The following is a 14,893-nucleotide window of genomic DNA, read 5'->3' on the forward strand; positions in this document are numbered from 1 at the left end:
AAACGGAGCCAGAGTTGGCTCCGTTTCTTTAAACGAGCCTGCTACCCCTGGCGTTTAAGATGCTTTGAGCCGCTTACGGCAAACCATCCTCCTGCTGCAAGACAGATGATAAAACCCATACTAAGCAAATCTCCCGTTTTAGGAAGTTTGATTTTCTTTTGCTGCGAGTTCTCTGGGGGACTGGTGGGTTGAGGAGGAGTTGGCGGCTTGGGAATAGAGAAACTTTGTTCCTGGTCTTCAAAATCTTCGTGGTTGGCTAGCTCAGTCTCATCCAGATAGAGCTTTTCAAATGCAACAATATCTAAGCTCGTTTGAGGCTGGTTATGTATTAAGAACGGCACTTCAATCACACCGCTTGGCTCTTCTGGAGTAAACGTTACTTCTGATAGTGGTAGCTGCTTATCTTCTAGAGCTAGTGGCTCTTGTGTTTGTTTATTCATTAACGTTCCAACTAGTTTGTATTGTTTGCCAGGTATAAGGCCAGAATAAGAAACAGTATCAATAAGCTGCAATGGAAAGTCTGTTGGGGTTTTATCTGATGTCTGCTTATTGCTGAGTTCTGTTTTTATAGCAGGAACCATAATGGTTTGCTGGCTGTTATCAAGCCGTGCATGGGTAGCAATGCATCGCGTACCTTCGCAGAGCTTTGTTTGAGCAACAAGCTTCTGTCCACAAACTGACTGCCTATCTAATTCAAACGTGACATCATGGCTTAGTTTTGCATCTTGAGCGGTAAACTCGTAAGTTTGCTCGGCGAGCGTTAAACGATAATCTTCTCCCACATCAACCAATTCGCTTTTTAACAGGTACGTTGTTCCAGGAATAAGACCATCCAGCTCTGTTTTATCCGTAAGATGCTGGGTGGTACTAAGCCCTAACATCTGCTCTTGTGTTGAGTCACAGAGTGCATGGGTCACAATGGTTGGTTTCCAAACCGTTTGCTGTGTATTTTTTGCATCATGATGCTTCACAATCTCGTGCCCCTGAGCGTCAAACAAAGAGACATACGAGACAATTTGGTTTGGAAGCTCATCGGGTTTATCAATAGAAAAATGCAAATCAATTTTGCCAGAAGCCTCTTGAGGAACGAGCTTTTCTTCACAGGTAACCGTTCCAAAAGAAGCGTCAAGCTTCTGCCCAGTATGTGCGTCAACTAAAAATGCTTTAAGCGAGTAGGAAGCACCTGTAATCAAATTAGAATAAGAGACCTGGTCCGTTAAGGTAAGAGAAGCCGTGTTACTGGTAGTTGGGTTGTCCTTGCTAGCGGTAGGAGCTGTAGTATCAGAAGATTCCTGCACGTCTGAAGAGGCAATGGTGTGGCTATGGCTTGCGTCCTCAGTAAGGTTGGTTTGAATCTTAGGCTGGAGAACACCAAACTTTACAATGGCAACACCAGATTGTGTTGTTACCTGAGGACTTACAAAACCCAGTACAACATACGGAGTATTCCCTGTTTCTTTTTTGGCAAGTACGCGGAGCATGGCCGTGCATTCAGCATGAGTACCAGGGGTTACTACATTCTTTGGTTGCTTTACATGGCCGCAAAGCATAGGTAGCACGCCAGAGCCTTTTGCAGCACTTGTGTGAGGGTCATTAGCATGCAGTCCGCTAAAGTCCCAAGCAGAGGACTTAGAGTGACCCCAAGGTAAGCTGAGCGCAAACGCTACATCATCAGCAAGCTTAATGGCATGGCCATCTGCCTCAGAAAGCTTGGCAAGTTGTTTGCCCATGTCATTCCACGTGGCTCCAGAAAGGAGCTTATCGATAAGAACTTCGGTGGATTCTTCTCCCTTATAGCCTACTGTGTTGTTTGTCCATGCATAGATGTAGGGTGCACACTGGGTGGCAAAGGCACGGAAATACGCATCATCGTAGGAAATTGTGGTGGTAAATTCATACGCATCACCAACATGCACTTTAGAAAGATCGATGGAATCAAACTTGCCCCATGGCCACATTGCCATCTCGTCCGGATTTGATATACGCGCAAAGCCATATGCTGGTGTTGCGGGGGCAAGGGTATCCATAAGTGCTTCGATAGCCTTTTTGCTCGTAATTTGGATGGTGATGGATGGCTGGGCAAAGGGAGAGAGTGCCAAAGTAAGGTTGCCGGTGTCTTTGTCGTAAAATGCGCCGTCGTGGGCACTGAGTTTATACGGCTTTGAACTACTGTCCGTAAAAACAGCAATATCGGCAAGAGATATTTTTGAAGCCTGTTGCTTTGGTAGCAATGGGATAGTTACGGTGTTGTCCAAAGAATCTACAGTAATAACTTGGGTGGCGGCCAAAGGCGTAAGGTCCGTTCGTTTACTGGTTATATGTGCTTGGAAGTGCGTTTGCAATGTGTCATCAAACTTTACGCCTACAAGCAATTGAGCCTGTATACCAAAAGCAATTTCTTGACCAGCTTTATTGGTAAACAAAGATTTTGGAATATAGGCAATACCAGTTGTTTTATCGTAAATGATACCTTGGATTAGCGTGCCCGACGTATCATCAGCAGCAAAAACCGTGTCATATATAACACCACCGTGCGTGAGTTTAGTAGCGTCAATGAAGGCAACATAATAATCGTCTGAGGCATTAAAAAGATGAACCATAGATTCATACTGGCCCACAATGGTAGCAAGGGCGGTTTCTGGATTACTCCATACGCTATCTAGCGTTGCATCCTTAGGCAGCGTAGCGGTATCCGCCAAGGTATATTTGACTGTCATGGTATGTCCAGAGTCTTCAAGTGCATGGGTGGGTGGTGACGCCCCTAAAGAACGTAGCTGTTTCATACCAAGCGAGAACAGCTTAGGTAAATCAAAAAAGGGAGATGAGGTAGGGGACGCATCGTCAGTAGCCTTGTCATGCAACAAAGCTGTATCAAGGTGCTGAGTAAGATAGTCTTCTACCTGTGGATAGATTTGGTTTTGAGTTTGTGAGGCTTCTTGATGAGCGGGACTGTTTGATGCGAGGGCTAGCGTACTACAGCGAGTAAGTGATAGCGGTGTAAGCATGCTACCAGCCAAAAGAAGGCAGACGCATAAAGATAGAACAGGGCGCGCAAGCCGCGCCAACAGCTTTTTAGCACAGCACATGGGGTGATGAAGCAGGTAAGACATGGGTTTCTCCTCTACAAAAATGGCCTAAGCCACATGCTAGAAACCATGTCGAACACGAATCCAACAACTACAAACAACCGACCCCTACCCAGAAATATGCTGTGTGATAGAATCGCTCTATACGCGGGCATCGCCAAGTGGTAAGGCAACGGCTTCCCAAGCCGTCACGCGCGGGTTCGAATCCCGTTGCCCGCTCCAAAAGACCCGTAAAGCCCCGTCTTGGGGCTTTGTTTTTGCAGTTGGGAGGTCGTATGGCTCGTGTGATGACACCCATGGCCAAGCGTCTTATAACCCTGCTGGATTCATATCGCACACCAGACGGAATGTATGAATTACCTACTACAGTTTCTGCCGAGGCGCTTATGAAGCTTGCGCTTGAGATTGGCAGAGATGAACTTTCTTTTTTTGCTAAAGCAGATGAAGTGGTGTGGGCGGTTGCACGCCATGAAGGCTACATTATTCCTGACTTTCCTCTTGACTCAAACTCTGAGGTAAAAAGCTTTTTGGAAGAGTACGGCGCCACCAATACCACTGATTGGTACATTAAACATGGACTGTCCATCATGTCAGTCACACACTTTTGGCTGTTTTCTTGTTTTATGGCTCGCAATCAGCTGTTTTGGCGCCGTCTTTTTGTTTTTAGGGCAAGTGAGGTTACTGATGCCAACTTGCTCGCAAGACGGGTACATGATGCGCTAACGTTTTGTTTGAGTAAACAAACAGGTGATGATGACCATCGTCTCTTTGCCGTGTAATATTGCTACACACAGCTTTGGCTGCGCTCTTGTTGCAGGGTGCTCAAAACCCTTTAAGGGTGTATCGATAAGCCCCAACAAGAGCTTATAAAAACTACTGTCCCAAATACGAGAGGAACACCCCTATGGCTATGACAAAGCAAGAGTGTGCCGACCGCATGGCTCATCTACAAGACGCGATTGTTGCGTATGCAAAACTGCTCGTAGAGGATGGCGCTGCAATTACGCCTGGTCAGGAACTTGTGGTTCAGTGTCCGGTAGAGGCGTATGAGTTTGGTCGTCTTGTTGTAGAGCAGGCCTATGCTGCTGGAGCTGGACATGTAACTATGATATGGGGTGATGAGCCCCTTGCGCGCCAAGAGTACCTCAATTGTCCCATTTCTTACTTTGAGACGGTGCCTTCTTGGAAGCGTGAGCAACTCAATTCCCTTGCCGAGAAGGGCGCCGCATTCTTATTTATTGACGGTGCAGATCCTATGGCTCTTGCTGGCATTGATCCTGCAAAGCCTGCTGCTGCCTCTCGTGCACGCAATGCTCAGTGCAAGTCCTTCCGTGATGGCATGGATTTTGGCCGCAACGTTTGGTGTATTGGTGGCGTGCCGGTAAAAGCTTGGGCAACCACAGTTTTTCCAGGCGTTTCTGAAGATGAGGCTATGGTTAAGCTTTGGGAAGCAATTTTAACGGTGTCTCGTTCCATTGAAGGTGACCCTCACAAGAATTGGGAAGAGCACAATGCTTGTTTTGCTAAAAACCTTGAGCTGCTCAATAGGTATAAGTTTGATGCGTTACGGTATACCTCTTCTAATGGCACTAACTTTACGCTTGGCCTCACAAAGAAGCACATTTGGGAAGGTGGCGCTGCTACAACTGTTTCTGGTACAAGATTTTTTCCCAACATTCCTACTGAGGAAGTCTTTACCACACCTGATCGTATGCGTACCAACGGCAAGGTTTTCTCGGCATTGCCTTTAGTAAGAAACGGTGCAACTATTCGTGATTTTTGGTTTGAGTTTAAAGATGGTCGTGTGGTAGATTATGGCGCTGCGGAAGGAAAGGATGTTCTTGCAAGCATTCTTGATACGGATGAGGGTGCCAAGTACCTGGGCGAATGCGCTCTGATTTCTAAGTTTACGCCCATTCGTCAGAGCGGCGTACTCTTTTACAATACGCTATACGATGAGAATGCCTCTTGTCACTTGGCTATTGGTACTGGTTTTCCTGAGTGTTACGAGGGCGGTCTTGATATGACGCCTGAAGAGTTGTTAGAGGTTGGCATTAACAAGTCTCATACTCATGTTGACTTCATGATTGGTTCCGATGACCTTACCATTACCGGCATTACTGCAAATGGTGAAGAGGTTCCTGTGTTTATTAATGGAACCTGGGCATGGAATGACTAAGCGTGATAGAATAGGCGAGCATCATTTTTTGGGCCGTTAGCTCAGTTGGTAGAGCAGGGGACTTTTAATCCCAAGGTCGTGGGTTCGACCCCCACACGGCCCACCACTTTTTGATGAGAAACCCCAGGAATCTATGGTTCCTGGGGTTTATTGTATGAAGCTTTTATCTACGTGGTTACGACATACAGAGCAGCAATGACGTGAGGAGCAAGCTCACGCAAAGGGCAACAATGGCTCCGGTCTTTTGCTTTTGCGGGGCATTGGGGTTTACAAGTGCTTCAACGGAAATTGCAACCACAAAGCAGTTCCAGATAAACCAGCGTACACCATCGGAAGCTGGTACTATGCGCGTAAAGAAGATAAGTACCAAGAGAGCCGTGAGTATTGATGCAGCTCTGGTGCCTATGTGAATGACCTTGTCTTTCATTTTAGTATTTCGACACCCCAATCAACAGTACAGATTATAAAATATTTCTATTTAATACAGCTGATGTCTCTACGGTCGGCTGGTAACCATAAAAAGGAAAAAGAGAAGAAAAGACCCAATATGAAGCATCAAGGTACCCATTTGCTCGGGTAAATATTTTCTCCAAAGATAGATATCAAGGAGACAGTCGCAACTAAGAATTGAATACGTAATGACATTTCCTATAAATGAGGGCGTGAGAAAGAGATACAGTGTGGAAGTAAATAGAGCAATACACGTTCCTATAACATAGATGGTCTTTACATGACCCGTGAAAGTGCTCTCAGGCGTGCGGTGTTCCATATCATCACCTCATTTTTATCCTTATTACAATCGAAGAGCAGTCATATCGTTACTGCTACTGATGTATCAATAAGAACAAAACTAATTCTATAGCAGACAATAAATAAAAGAGGAATGCTCTGTCAAGAAGAATGTAATGTAGTTCGGTTATGAGGCAGTTTGTTATAGCTGAATGGTAAGGAAATCTTACAATTGATATCCGTATACACCATGAATTCAGTGTAGTCCCATATTAAGGTTTTAAGGCCTTTTGAGCTCGGGGTACAATCAAAATGCACTCCAGCTTGCAGTTCGCCTCGAAAGGACAACGCATGATTGATCGCTATACCCGCCCCGAGATGGGTCACGTATTTACGCTCGAGAATAAATATGCCATTTGGCAGGAAATCGAAGTGCTTGCTTGTGAGGCTCATGCTGAGCTGGGCGAGTCTGGCATCACGCATCAAGAGGCTGCGTGGATTCGCAATCATGCGAAGTTTAATACAGCTGAAGTAGATCAGATTGAAGCAGTAACCAATCATGATGTTATTGCCTTTCTCACCAATATGGGTTCCTATATTGATGCAGAGGTACCCCAGGGTGAGCCTAAGCCAAGTCGTTGGGTTCACTACGGAATGACCAGCTCTGATTTAGGTGATACAGCTTTGTGTTATCAGTTGGTTCAGGCAACTGACATCCTTATTGAGGATTGCCGTAAGCTGGGCACCATCTGTAAGCGCCGTGCCTTTGAAGAGAAAAACACCCTGTGTGTTGGCCGCACTCACGGCATTCATGCTGAGCCTATGACATTTGGCATGAAGTTTGGTTCTTGGGCTTGGGAACTCCGTCGTAATCTTGATCGTCTTATTGACGCGCGCCGCAACGTTGCTTGTGGTGCAATTTCTGGTGCGGTGGGCACGTATTCCAGCATCGATCCGAGGGTGGAAGAATATGTGTGTGAGCACCTTGGCTTGGTGCATGATCCGCTGTCTACGCAGGTTATCTCGCGTGATCATCATGCGTACTTAGCAGGCGTTTTAGCAACCGTAGCTGCTACGTGCGAGCGTATTGCAACAGAAATCCGTAATCTGCAAAAGACGGATACGCTTGAGGCAGAAGAACCGTTCCGTAAAGGGCAAAAAGGCTCGTCTGCTATGCCGCATAAGCGCAATCCCATTACGGTAGAGAAGGTCTGTGGACTTTCGCGCATTGTAAAGTCTAATGCTCAGGTTGCTTTTGACAACGTTGCTCTTTGGCATGAGCGCGATATTTCTCATAGTTCTGCAGAACGCGTGGCTCTGGCGGATAGTTTTATTGCATTGGATCACATGTTCAATTGCCTTATTCGTATTGTTGACGGGCTCGTTTTGTATCCAGCGCAAATGATGGCAAATCTTAACAAGACACGTGGATTGATTTTCTCGTCAAAGGTGTTGCTGCACTTAGTGGATACGGGCATTACCCGTGAGGATGCCTACAAGATTGTTCAAGAAAATGCCATGGCAACCTGGCGTGAGATTCAACAGTGTGAGCCTGGTACGACGTTTTGTGAGAAGCTTGAGGCAGATAAACGCTGCAGCTTAAGCGCAGAAGAGCTAAAGCAGATTTTTGATCCGCAGTCATTCCTTACGCGTGCGGGCGTAGTGTTTGACCGCCTTGAGCAGGTAACCTTTGAGGACTAGCATGGCCAAAAAACTCCCTGGATTGACTCGCCGTACTTTTTTAAAAGGAACAGCTGCTGCAAGTGTGGTAGCGGTTTCTCTTAATACGCTTGTTGGTTGTAAAAATCCAGCAAGTGACAAAAATAAAACACCTACAGTACTGGACGATAACGCTGCCATAAGCATCTTGGACGAGTATAAGCAGGTAGACCTTCCATATGCGCAATCTGGCTCTTGGTCTTTGCCGCTGGGTACGGTCATCCATGTGGGTGAGGGCAGCTGGTTGCCTGTTATGGCAATGGGAGATACAGCAGCACAATCTATCAAGGGGTCGGTTTTCTCTACCGCATCGGGAACGTTAAGCGACGTAGTTCCTAAGTGTATTACAACGGATGGTTCGGGTTGGGTTGTATACGATGTTGCCTGTTCAGACAGTGCGTATGCGTGGGTTGAGCTCAATCTGATTACGCGTGCCTGGGTGCTTTACGCAGCTAAACTTGAAGGCGGGGCGCTTGTGGGCAATGCTTCCAAGTTGTGGGAAGCAGACAATTTGTATGATCCTCCTCAGGTAGCGGTGTCGGACACAAAGGTGTTCTGGCAGGTTATGCCCTCGGCAGAAGGCAAACGCCGTACGGAAAACTCGAGTGGATATCTGTGGAAGTTGGGTGACTCGCAGGCAACTTCGGTGGTAGAAAGTCCTGGTCGCTTTGGTATGGCTCCCTCTATTTCTGGTTCTACCATTACGTTGGCGCCGCGCGTAAGTTCCAAACAGGGCACCATGTATGGCGTGACTACCTATGATTTAAGCAATGATCTTTCATCCCAGGTAGATCAACTTGTTTTACCCGTAGGCGTTAAGCCATTTTATGCTACCCGTATTGGAGATAATTTTGTTATTTCCGTTGAAGCAAACTACAATTCAGGTGGCCTGCTTGGCAAGATGGGCACCTATATTGGCAATAATTCCGATAAGTTCATTGCACTTTCACGTGAACCTGCGGCAGTTGTGAGTGGTACAGAGGCAGGCGTTTACTTCATTAAGAGTAAGTCCTCGTATTTTGTGGTAGATACCACTGCAAAAACCTACGCTGTCTTGCCTGCAAATGATCGTGCTTTAGACTACGGAGAATATCCTGCACGTGATGGTGTGACCAAAGAATTTGTAACCTACTCAACAGTAAAGGACAAAGGTACGGGCTATCCCTCCGTTGTTATCGTGAGGTCTTTTGCGTTGTCATAGATGAAAAACTTATTAACCTGCGTTAGAATGTAAACTTACAGTGGGTTTCATATAACAATAAGTATAAGAGGAGACCAACATGTCTTCGGATGTAAAAAAGATTTTGCTCGTAGAGGATGAGAAACCAATTCGTGATGCCGTTGCAGCCTACCTAGAGCGTGAAGGCTACTGGGTTCGTGGTGTAGGCGATGGTCAGTCTGCTATGGAGGAGTTTGAGAAGCATAGCTTTGACCTTATCATCCTTGACCTTATGCTTCCTAAGCTGTCGGGCGAGCGCGTATGCCATGCAATTCGTGACACTTCTGATGTGCCCATCATTATGCTTACCGCAAAGGGCGAGGTAGAAGATCGTATTGTTGGTCTTGAGCTGGGCGCAGATGACTACCTCATCAAGCCTTTCTCGCCTCGTGAGCTTGTAGCACGCGTGCGCGCACTATTGCGCCGTGCCCATGCAGAAGCAGAGCCTCAGGTAGAAGTACTGGATTTTGGTAGCTTAGTAATTGATATTTCTGGTCATAAGGTAACTGTTGAGGGCGCTGAGATTGACCTTACCGCATCTGAGTTTAAGCTGCTTACCACTTTGGCGCGCTATCCAGGACGTGTTTATACCCGTATGGAACTTGTCGAGAAAGTCTTGGGGTATGACTTTGAGGGCTATGAGCGCACCATTGACTCTCACGTTAAGAACCTGCGTGCCAAGCTTGGCGATGATCCTCGTTCGCCCCGTTGGTTGTATACCGTACATGGCGTAGGTTATCGCTTTGAGGGTGGCAACAAGGAAGCCGAAACCACAGACGAGAAGTAGTGCATGGCTAATTTTGTAATAGGAAAAAGGGCTCGCCAGCAAAATATGGGCGAGTCCTTTTCTGACTCTAATAAAGGCGCCTGGAAGACAACTCGCCATGGCCAAAATACACGCGATACCTTTGGGACACGCCTCACCCTTGGTTTTTCTGCAACTGCCGTCATGAGCATTATTGTGTTGCTCGTGGTATTGGGTGTTGTTTGGGAGGCTCAATTCCAGCGGTATGCGCGCTCTAATATGGAGCGTGTAGCTGCGGCTACCGCTAACGTTCTTGCTCAAGAGTACGAGGCTGCGGGTGATGTTTGGACACATGATGTATTAGCATCGGTTGGTACTACCGTTGGTTACTCTACCGATGTGGGTGTGCAAGTTCTTAACAAGGACGGCATGATTATTTACCTCAATGACAAGGTTGGTCGCACAGGTTCTACCGTGCCCGCACTCAATTCTAAAGACGGAAATAACGTGGTGTCTGCTGACATTATTACGTCTGATAACGCCAAAGCCGGTGAGGTTCGTATTTGGGTTAATGGTTCAGACACGTTTCTTACCAAGAATGATGCAGACTTTCGTACCAATTCGTATATGGCAATTGGTTTGGCTGCAGTCATCGCCGTACTTATCGCCAGTGTGATAGGCTACCTTATTTCTCGTGGCTTTGCGGAGCCTATTCGCAGGATTACCTCTACGGCGCGCCTTATTCGTAATGGTGAGCTGTCTGCACGCAGCGGATTGACGGGCAAGGATGAGATTGGCCAACTGGGAGAAACCTTTGATGACATGGCCACCTCTCTCGAGAAGGACTTGCAGCTGGAGCGTCGTCTTACCAACGATGTAGCCCATGAGTTACGCACGCCACTTATGGCGATGCTTGCTACCGTTGAGGCCATGCAAGATGGTGTGCTGCCGCGCGATGATGATCGTTTGGAGACCTTGGCATCTGAAACTCGACGTCTTTCTCGTCTGGTAAGCGCCATGCTTACGCTCTCACGCATGGAAAACGGCACTGCAAAGATGAACCCCACAAAGACGGAATTAGTTGGGTTGGTACGCGGCATTGTTTCCAGTCAAGAACAGTTATTTGCCGATAAGGAATTGCGCTTGCGCTTTGTAACACAAGCGCCTAAAGAAGAAGTATATGCCGAGGTTGATCGTGACATGATTAACCAAGCGGTCATTAATTTTATGTCTAATGCGCTGCGGTATACCCCTGAAGGTGGATGGGTTGTTGTAGAAGTGGGTCAAGACCGTAACGATGTATGGATTGCTGTTTCTGATACGGGCATTGGCATTGCAAAAGAAGATTTGTCTCGCGTGTTTAGTCGCTTTTGGCGTTCTGATGCTAGTCGTGAGCGCGTTTCGGGTGGACTTGGTGTTGGTATGGCGGTTACCAAAGAAATCGCAGATAGGCACCATGGATATATTTCGGTAGAATCGGAGCTTGGCAAGGGGACTACATTTACGTTACATCTTCCGCGTGAGTATCGTCCTACTGAACTTCCGTCCGCTACAATAGACGAATAGGCTCAACCGAGCTTATCAACAGTCAATGCGTATAACGCGTAAGGAGATGGCAAATGTCAGCTATGGACATGCGTCCCGATTCTCACGGCAAGGTTCGTGACATCTACGATTGTGGTGATACGCTGCTTATGGTGGCAAGTGACCGCATCAGTGCTTTTGACTTTATTCTGCCCGACGAGATTCCCTTTAAGGGAGAAATCCTTACGCGTATTTCGGCCTTTTGGTTTAACAAGTTTGCAGACCTGATTCCTCATCACCTTATAACCATGGACACAGCTCAGTTTCCTAAGGACTACGAGCAGTATGCCGAGTATCTTACTGGCCGTGCCATGCTGGTTCATAAGGCCAAGACTATTCCTATTGAATGTATTGTGCGTGGCTATCTTACCGGCTCTGGCAAGAAGACCTATGACGAGAATGGCACGGTTTGCGGCATTGAGCTGCCCGATGGTCTGATTGAAGCATCTAAGTTGCCTGAGCCTATCTTTACGCCTTCTACCAAGGCAGAGCTGGGCGATCATGATGAAAATATCTCGTTTGAGCAATGCTGTGAAATTGTTGGCACAGATTTGGCAACGCAGATTCGTGATGCATCTTTGGCAATTTATAAGGCAGCTTCAGACTATGCTGCTACGCGTGGCATTATAATTGCAGATACTAAGTTTGAGTTTGGTGTCATTGATGGTAAGCTCACACTTATTGACGAAGCTCTTACTCCAGATTCCAGCCGTTTTTGGCCTGCGGATAGCTATGAGCCTGGCAAGGTTCAGCCAAGCTATGACAAGCAGTATGTTCGCGATTGGCTCAAGGCAAACTGGGATATGACTGGCGAGGCACCCCATTTGCCAGCCGAGGTGCTTGAGGGCACGTCATCTCGTTACCAAGAAGCCTATGAAATTATTACGGGTCAGAAGTTTGTCCCTATGAAGGAGTCACATGTCTTGGCGTGATATAGTGCAAGGAGCTCGTGAGGAGTTTGAGTCATCGCGTGCTGTTTCTACAAAGGCAGAGAAACCCGCTGTGGATGAGGAGCAAAACTCATCAAGCGGTGTCATGAAACGTTCTGTTGCTCGGGCAAAACCTGCACGTGAAGCAGCTTCTGGCGTGCGTGTTGTTGCTGCGGGTAATGGTAAGGCTTACAAAAAGTCTAGCTCAACAGCCCATCTTACTAAGGAGCAGCGCAAGGAAGTCCGTCGCCAAGAAAATGATGCGCGCGATCGTATGGTAGCCGCTGCCAACATTGTGCTTAACAAGAATGAAGAATACCGCCGTAAGCGTAGGCTTTGGTGGATACTTATTATTGTTGGCTTGGTAAGCACCGCTTTTTCTTTTGCCCTTATGTATTTGTCGCCCAAGGGAGCTTCTGCAGACTTTAGTACGCTTTGGGGTAAGGGGTCTTTAGTCACACTTGTTATTGCATATGCTGGCATTATTGCTGCATTCGTATATGATCATATTCGCATTCGTCCTTTGCGTAATTTGGCAGATTCTCGCGTGCGTGGCATGAGCGCCAAGAAGATAGATTCCATCATCAAGGATGATATTGCCGAGCAAGAAGCAAAGGGCCGCAAGAAAAAGTAGTCTTGTGGACACGGGTATGTGCACCACATCTACTCTGTGCATGATGTAGAATGTGCATGCACGCTATACGTGCTGTATAACGCCCTCGTAGCTCAGGGGATAGAGCACAGGTTTCCTAAACCTGGTGTCGGCGGTTCGAATCCGTCCGGGGGCACCAAGCTCATAAAAAAGCCGGGTATTACGCCCGGCTTTTGTCTTATAAAGAGACTTGTAGAAAGATGTCTTACGGTGTACCGCTTGAATCTGAATCACTTGTATCAGACCCGGGTTTCTTAGTATCTGAATTCGTAGTATTTGTATTAGAGTTGTCGGGCTTGTTGTTGTCGGTACTGGTAGAAGGCTTGGGGCCATTAGAGACTACGAGGTTAATCTTGCTGCCTTTAGCTACACTTCCGGTAGGAGAAGCAGAGATAACACAACCAGAGGGGATAGAGTTGCTATAGTTGTAGCTTATATCACCTACAGCTAAGCCAAGGGTAGTGAGAGAGCTCTTTGCATTTTCCAAAGAGGCGCCCTGTAAAGCGGGAACAGGTACTTCATTTGCGCCAAGAGAGATTTGATACGTTACCGTATCGCCTTCTTTTGCAGTAGAACCAGCAACAGGTGTTTGTGCTGCAATATGGCCATTTTGAATATCATTGGAATGTACAGATTCGCCCGCTTGAGCCTTAAGACCAACAGCACTTAGTGCTGCCTCTGCTTCTGCAGGTGTCATGTTAGACAAGTCTGGCACTTTAACCTTGGATGCAGGCTCGGCACCCTTAGAAATTATGAGGTTAATTTTAGTACCCTTTACTGCTGTTTTGCTCGAGTTAGGGTCTTGATCAATAACCTTACCTTGCTCAACGCTGTTAGAGTATTCCTCTTTAATACTACCTACCTCAAAGAACTTGGTATTGTTAATCTGTTGTATTGCTTGCTCTTGAGTGAGGTTAAGCAAATTGGGTACTTTTTGCATCTGAGAAGATTGGTTGCCAAAGAGTTGCCATGCAGCAAAAAGAGCAACAGCGGCGGCAACAATTACACCCATGGTAATAAACATAATATTGCGACGCTTTTTTGCACGACTGGCAGCTTGCTCAGTTGCAGACTCCATGGGAGAAGAGGAGCTGCGATTAGCGCTATTTGCACTTGGCCGATTAGCAGCAGGAATTAAAGGAGTAGCCATATGCATGGTTTGGGTTGCATTATTGCTGCTAGCTGCAGCGCCCATAACAGAGGTTGCATCGGCAACAGCAGACATACGCCCAGCAAGATAATCACGCAATACGCGAGAAAGCTCATCTGCAGATTGGAAGCGCGCAGCAGAATCTTTTTGCATACACTTAAGGATGATGCTTTCTAGCTGCTGATCTACTCGAGGATTGATTTGACTGGGCGCAACGGGCTGCTCGTTAACTTGCTTGAGCGCAACAGAAATAGCATCGTCACCTTCAAAAGGTACACGACCAGTAGCTGCCTCATACATTACAATACCCAGCGAGTAGATATCAGAGGTAGGCCCTAGAACCTTACCCTGGGTTTGCTCGGGAGAAACATAATGAGCGGTACCCAAGACGTTATTATCGGTAGTAAGATGGCTGTTCTTTGCACGAGCAATACCAAAGTCCATGACCTTAATATTGCCATCGGGCTGCACCATAATGTTTTGTGGCTTGATGTCACGGTGGATAATGTCATGACGGTGAGCTACCGATAAGGCCTGTGAGATCTGCGAGCCAATTTGTGCTACCTTGCGGCAATCCAGGGCACCATGCTTGCGAATGCCACTCTTAAGGTCAGTTCCATGCAAGTATTCCATGACAATGTAGTAGGTATCGCCATCTTTACCCCAGTCATATACCGACACAATGTAGGGGGATTGTAAAGCGGCAGCAGCCTGTGCTTCCTGCTTAAAGCGCGCAGCAAAGGAGTGGTCTGCTGCATATTGAGGAAGCATGGTCTTGATTGCTACAGTTCTACCAAGCACGTTATCAAGGCCGCGATACACAATCGCCATGCCTCCCGTGCCTATTTTGTCTTGGACCGTGTAACGGCCACCAAGAACAGTTGATGGCATTTTTTCTCCC

At 47.0% G+C, this 14,893-nt stretch carries 11 protein-coding genes and 3 tRNA genes; 11 read left to right on the plus strand and 3 right to left on the minus strand.

Features of this window, described 5'->3' with window-relative positions:
* Nucleotides 1-41 precede the first annotated feature (41 nt).
* The gene (locus tag SPD80_RS03600; protein WP_320604565.1) at nt 42-3,110 is read right to left on the minus strand and encodes a VaFE repeat-containing surface-anchored protein; all 3,069 of its coding nucleotides are present in this window, start codon (nt 3,108-3,110) and stop codon (nt 42-44) included.
* Between the two features lie 123 nt (nt 3,111-3,233).
* On the opposite strand from SPD80_RS03600, the gene SPD80_RS03605 reads away from it, so the two are divergent.
* The 4 genes from SPD80_RS03605 to SPD80_RS03620 all read left to right on the plus strand — a co-directional run bounded on the left by SPD80_RS03605 (nt 3,234) and on the right by SPD80_RS03620 (nt 5,371).
* Nucleotides 3,234-3,308, plus strand: a tRNA-Gly gene (locus tag SPD80_RS03605).
* Nucleotides 3,309-3,361: 53 nt separating this feature from the next.
* Nucleotides 3,362-3,865 carry a hypothetical protein gene (locus SPD80_RS03610; RefSeq protein WP_320604563.1) on the plus strand — a complete coding sequence of 168 codons (504 nt, stop codon included), beginning with the start codon at nt 3,362-3,364 and terminating at the stop codon, nt 3,863-3,865.
* 125 nt (nt 3,866-3,990) lie between these two features.
* Nucleotides 3,991-5,265: an aminopeptidase gene (locus tag SPD80_RS03615; RefSeq protein ID WP_407061948.1), complete on the plus strand. Its 1,275-nt coding sequence runs from the start codon at nt 3,991-3,993 to the stop codon at nt 5,263-5,265.
* A gap of 30 nt (nt 5,266-5,295) precedes the next feature.
* Nucleotides 5,296-5,371 (plus strand) — tRNA-Lys (locus tag SPD80_RS03620).
* A 69-nt stretch (nt 5,372-5,440) separates the two neighbouring features.
* Here the strand turns inward: SPD80_RS03620 and SPD80_RS03625 are convergent.
* Nucleotides 5,441-5,692: a hypothetical protein gene (locus SPD80_RS03625; protein WP_320604561.1), complete on the minus strand. Its 252-nt coding sequence runs from the start codon at nt 5,690-5,692 to the stop codon at nt 5,441-5,443.
* Nucleotides 5,693-6,345: 653 nt separating this feature from the next.
* Here SPD80_RS03625 and purB point away from each other — a divergent pair.
* The 7 genes from purB (at nt 6,346) to SPD80_RS03660 (ending at nt 12,981) form a co-directional block, all read left to right on the plus strand.
* Nucleotides 6,346-7,695, plus strand: coding sequence for an adenylosuccinate lyase (purB, locus tag SPD80_RS03630; RefSeq protein ID WP_320604559.1), 1,350 nt, complete (start codon nt 6,346-6,348; stop codon nt 7,693-7,695).
* A gap of 1 nt (nt 7,696) precedes the next feature.
* Nucleotides 7,697-8,914 (plus strand): twin-arginine translocation signal domain-containing protein, encoded by a 1,218-nt coding sequence (locus tag SPD80_RS03635; protein WP_320604557.1) that lies wholly within the window; start codon nt 7,697-7,699, stop codon nt 8,912-8,914.
* A gap of 79 nt (nt 8,915-8,993) precedes the next feature.
* Nucleotides 8,994-9,719, plus strand: a complete 726-nt coding sequence (locus tag SPD80_RS03640) for a response regulator transcription factor (RefSeq protein ID WP_320604554.1) — start codon at nt 8,994-8,996, stop codon at nt 9,717-9,719.
* Nucleotides 9,720-9,722: 3 nt separating this feature from the next.
* Nucleotides 9,723-11,243, plus strand: coding sequence for a HAMP domain-containing sensor histidine kinase (locus SPD80_RS03645; protein ID WP_320604551.1), 1,521 nt, complete (start codon nt 9,723-9,725; stop codon nt 11,241-11,243).
* 53 nt (nt 11,244-11,296) lie between these two features.
* The gene (locus tag SPD80_RS03650) at nt 11,297-12,193 is read left to right on the plus strand and encodes a phosphoribosylaminoimidazolesuccinocarboxamide synthase (RefSeq protein WP_320604549.1); all 897 of its coding nucleotides are present in this window, start codon (nt 11,297-11,299) and stop codon (nt 12,191-12,193) included.
* A complete protein-coding gene (locus tag SPD80_RS03655) occupies nt 12,180-12,824 on the plus strand; it encodes a hypothetical protein (RefSeq protein ID WP_320604547.1) in 645 nt (214 codons plus the stop codon). The genes SPD80_RS03650 and SPD80_RS03655 overlap by 14 nt, the downstream gene beginning before the upstream one ends.
* An 81-nt stretch (nt 12,825-12,905) precedes the next feature.
* Nucleotides 12,906-12,981 (plus strand) — tRNA-Arg (locus SPD80_RS03660).
* 66 nt (nt 12,982-13,047) lie between these two features.
* Here the strand turns inward: SPD80_RS03660 and pknB are convergent.
* Nucleotides 13,048-14,883, minus strand: a complete 1,836-nt coding sequence (pknB, locus tag SPD80_RS03665) for a Stk1 family PASTA domain-containing Ser/Thr kinase (protein WP_320828524.1) — start codon at nt 14,881-14,883, stop codon at nt 13,048-13,050.
* Nucleotides 14,884-14,893 lie beyond the last annotated feature (10 nt).

Source organism: Atopobium sp. (assembly GCF_034113385.1).
Lineage (GTDB): Bacteria > Actinomycetota > Coriobacteriia > Coriobacteriales > Atopobiaceae > Atopobium.

Coding starts and splice junctions, on each gene's coding strand:
- pknB (WP_320828524.1), bottom strand. CDS start 14,883: ATGCCATCAACTGTTCTTGGTGGCCGTTACACGGTCCAAGACAAAATA.
- SPD80_RS03635 (WP_320604557.1), top strand. CDS start 7,697: ATGGCCAAAAAACTCCCTGGATTGACTCGCCGTACTTTTTTAAAAGGA.
- SPD80_RS03640 (WP_320604554.1), top strand. CDS start 8,994: ATGTCTTCGGATGTAAAAAAGATTTTGCTCGTAGAGGATGAGAAACCA.
- SPD80_RS03655 (WP_320604547.1), top strand. CDS start 12,180: ATGTCTTGGCGTGATATAGTGCAAGGAGCTCGTGAGGAGTTTGAGTCA.
- SPD80_RS03610 (WP_320604563.1), top strand. CDS start 3,362: ATGGCTCGTGTGATGACACCCATGGCCAAGCGTCTTATAACCCTGCTG.
- SPD80_RS03615 (WP_407061948.1), top strand. CDS start 3,991: ATGGCTATGACAAAGCAAGAGTGTGCCGACCGCATGGCTCATCTACAA.
- SPD80_RS03645 (WP_320604551.1), top strand. CDS start 9,723: ATGGCTAATTTTGTAATAGGAAAAAGGGCTCGCCAGCAAAATATGGGC.
- purB (WP_320604559.1), top strand. CDS start 6,346: ATGATTGATCGCTATACCCGCCCCGAGATGGGTCACGTATTTACGCTC.
- SPD80_RS03600 (WP_320604565.1), bottom strand. CDS start 3,110: ATGTCTTACCTGCTTCATCACCCCATGTGCTGTGCTAAAAAGCTGTTG.
- SPD80_RS03625 (WP_320604561.1), bottom strand. CDS start 5,692: ATGAAAGACAAGGTCATTCACATAGGCACCAGAGCTGCATCAATACTC.
- SPD80_RS03650 (WP_320604549.1), top strand. CDS start 11,297: ATGTCAGCTATGGACATGCGTCCCGATTCTCACGGCAAGGTTCGTGAC.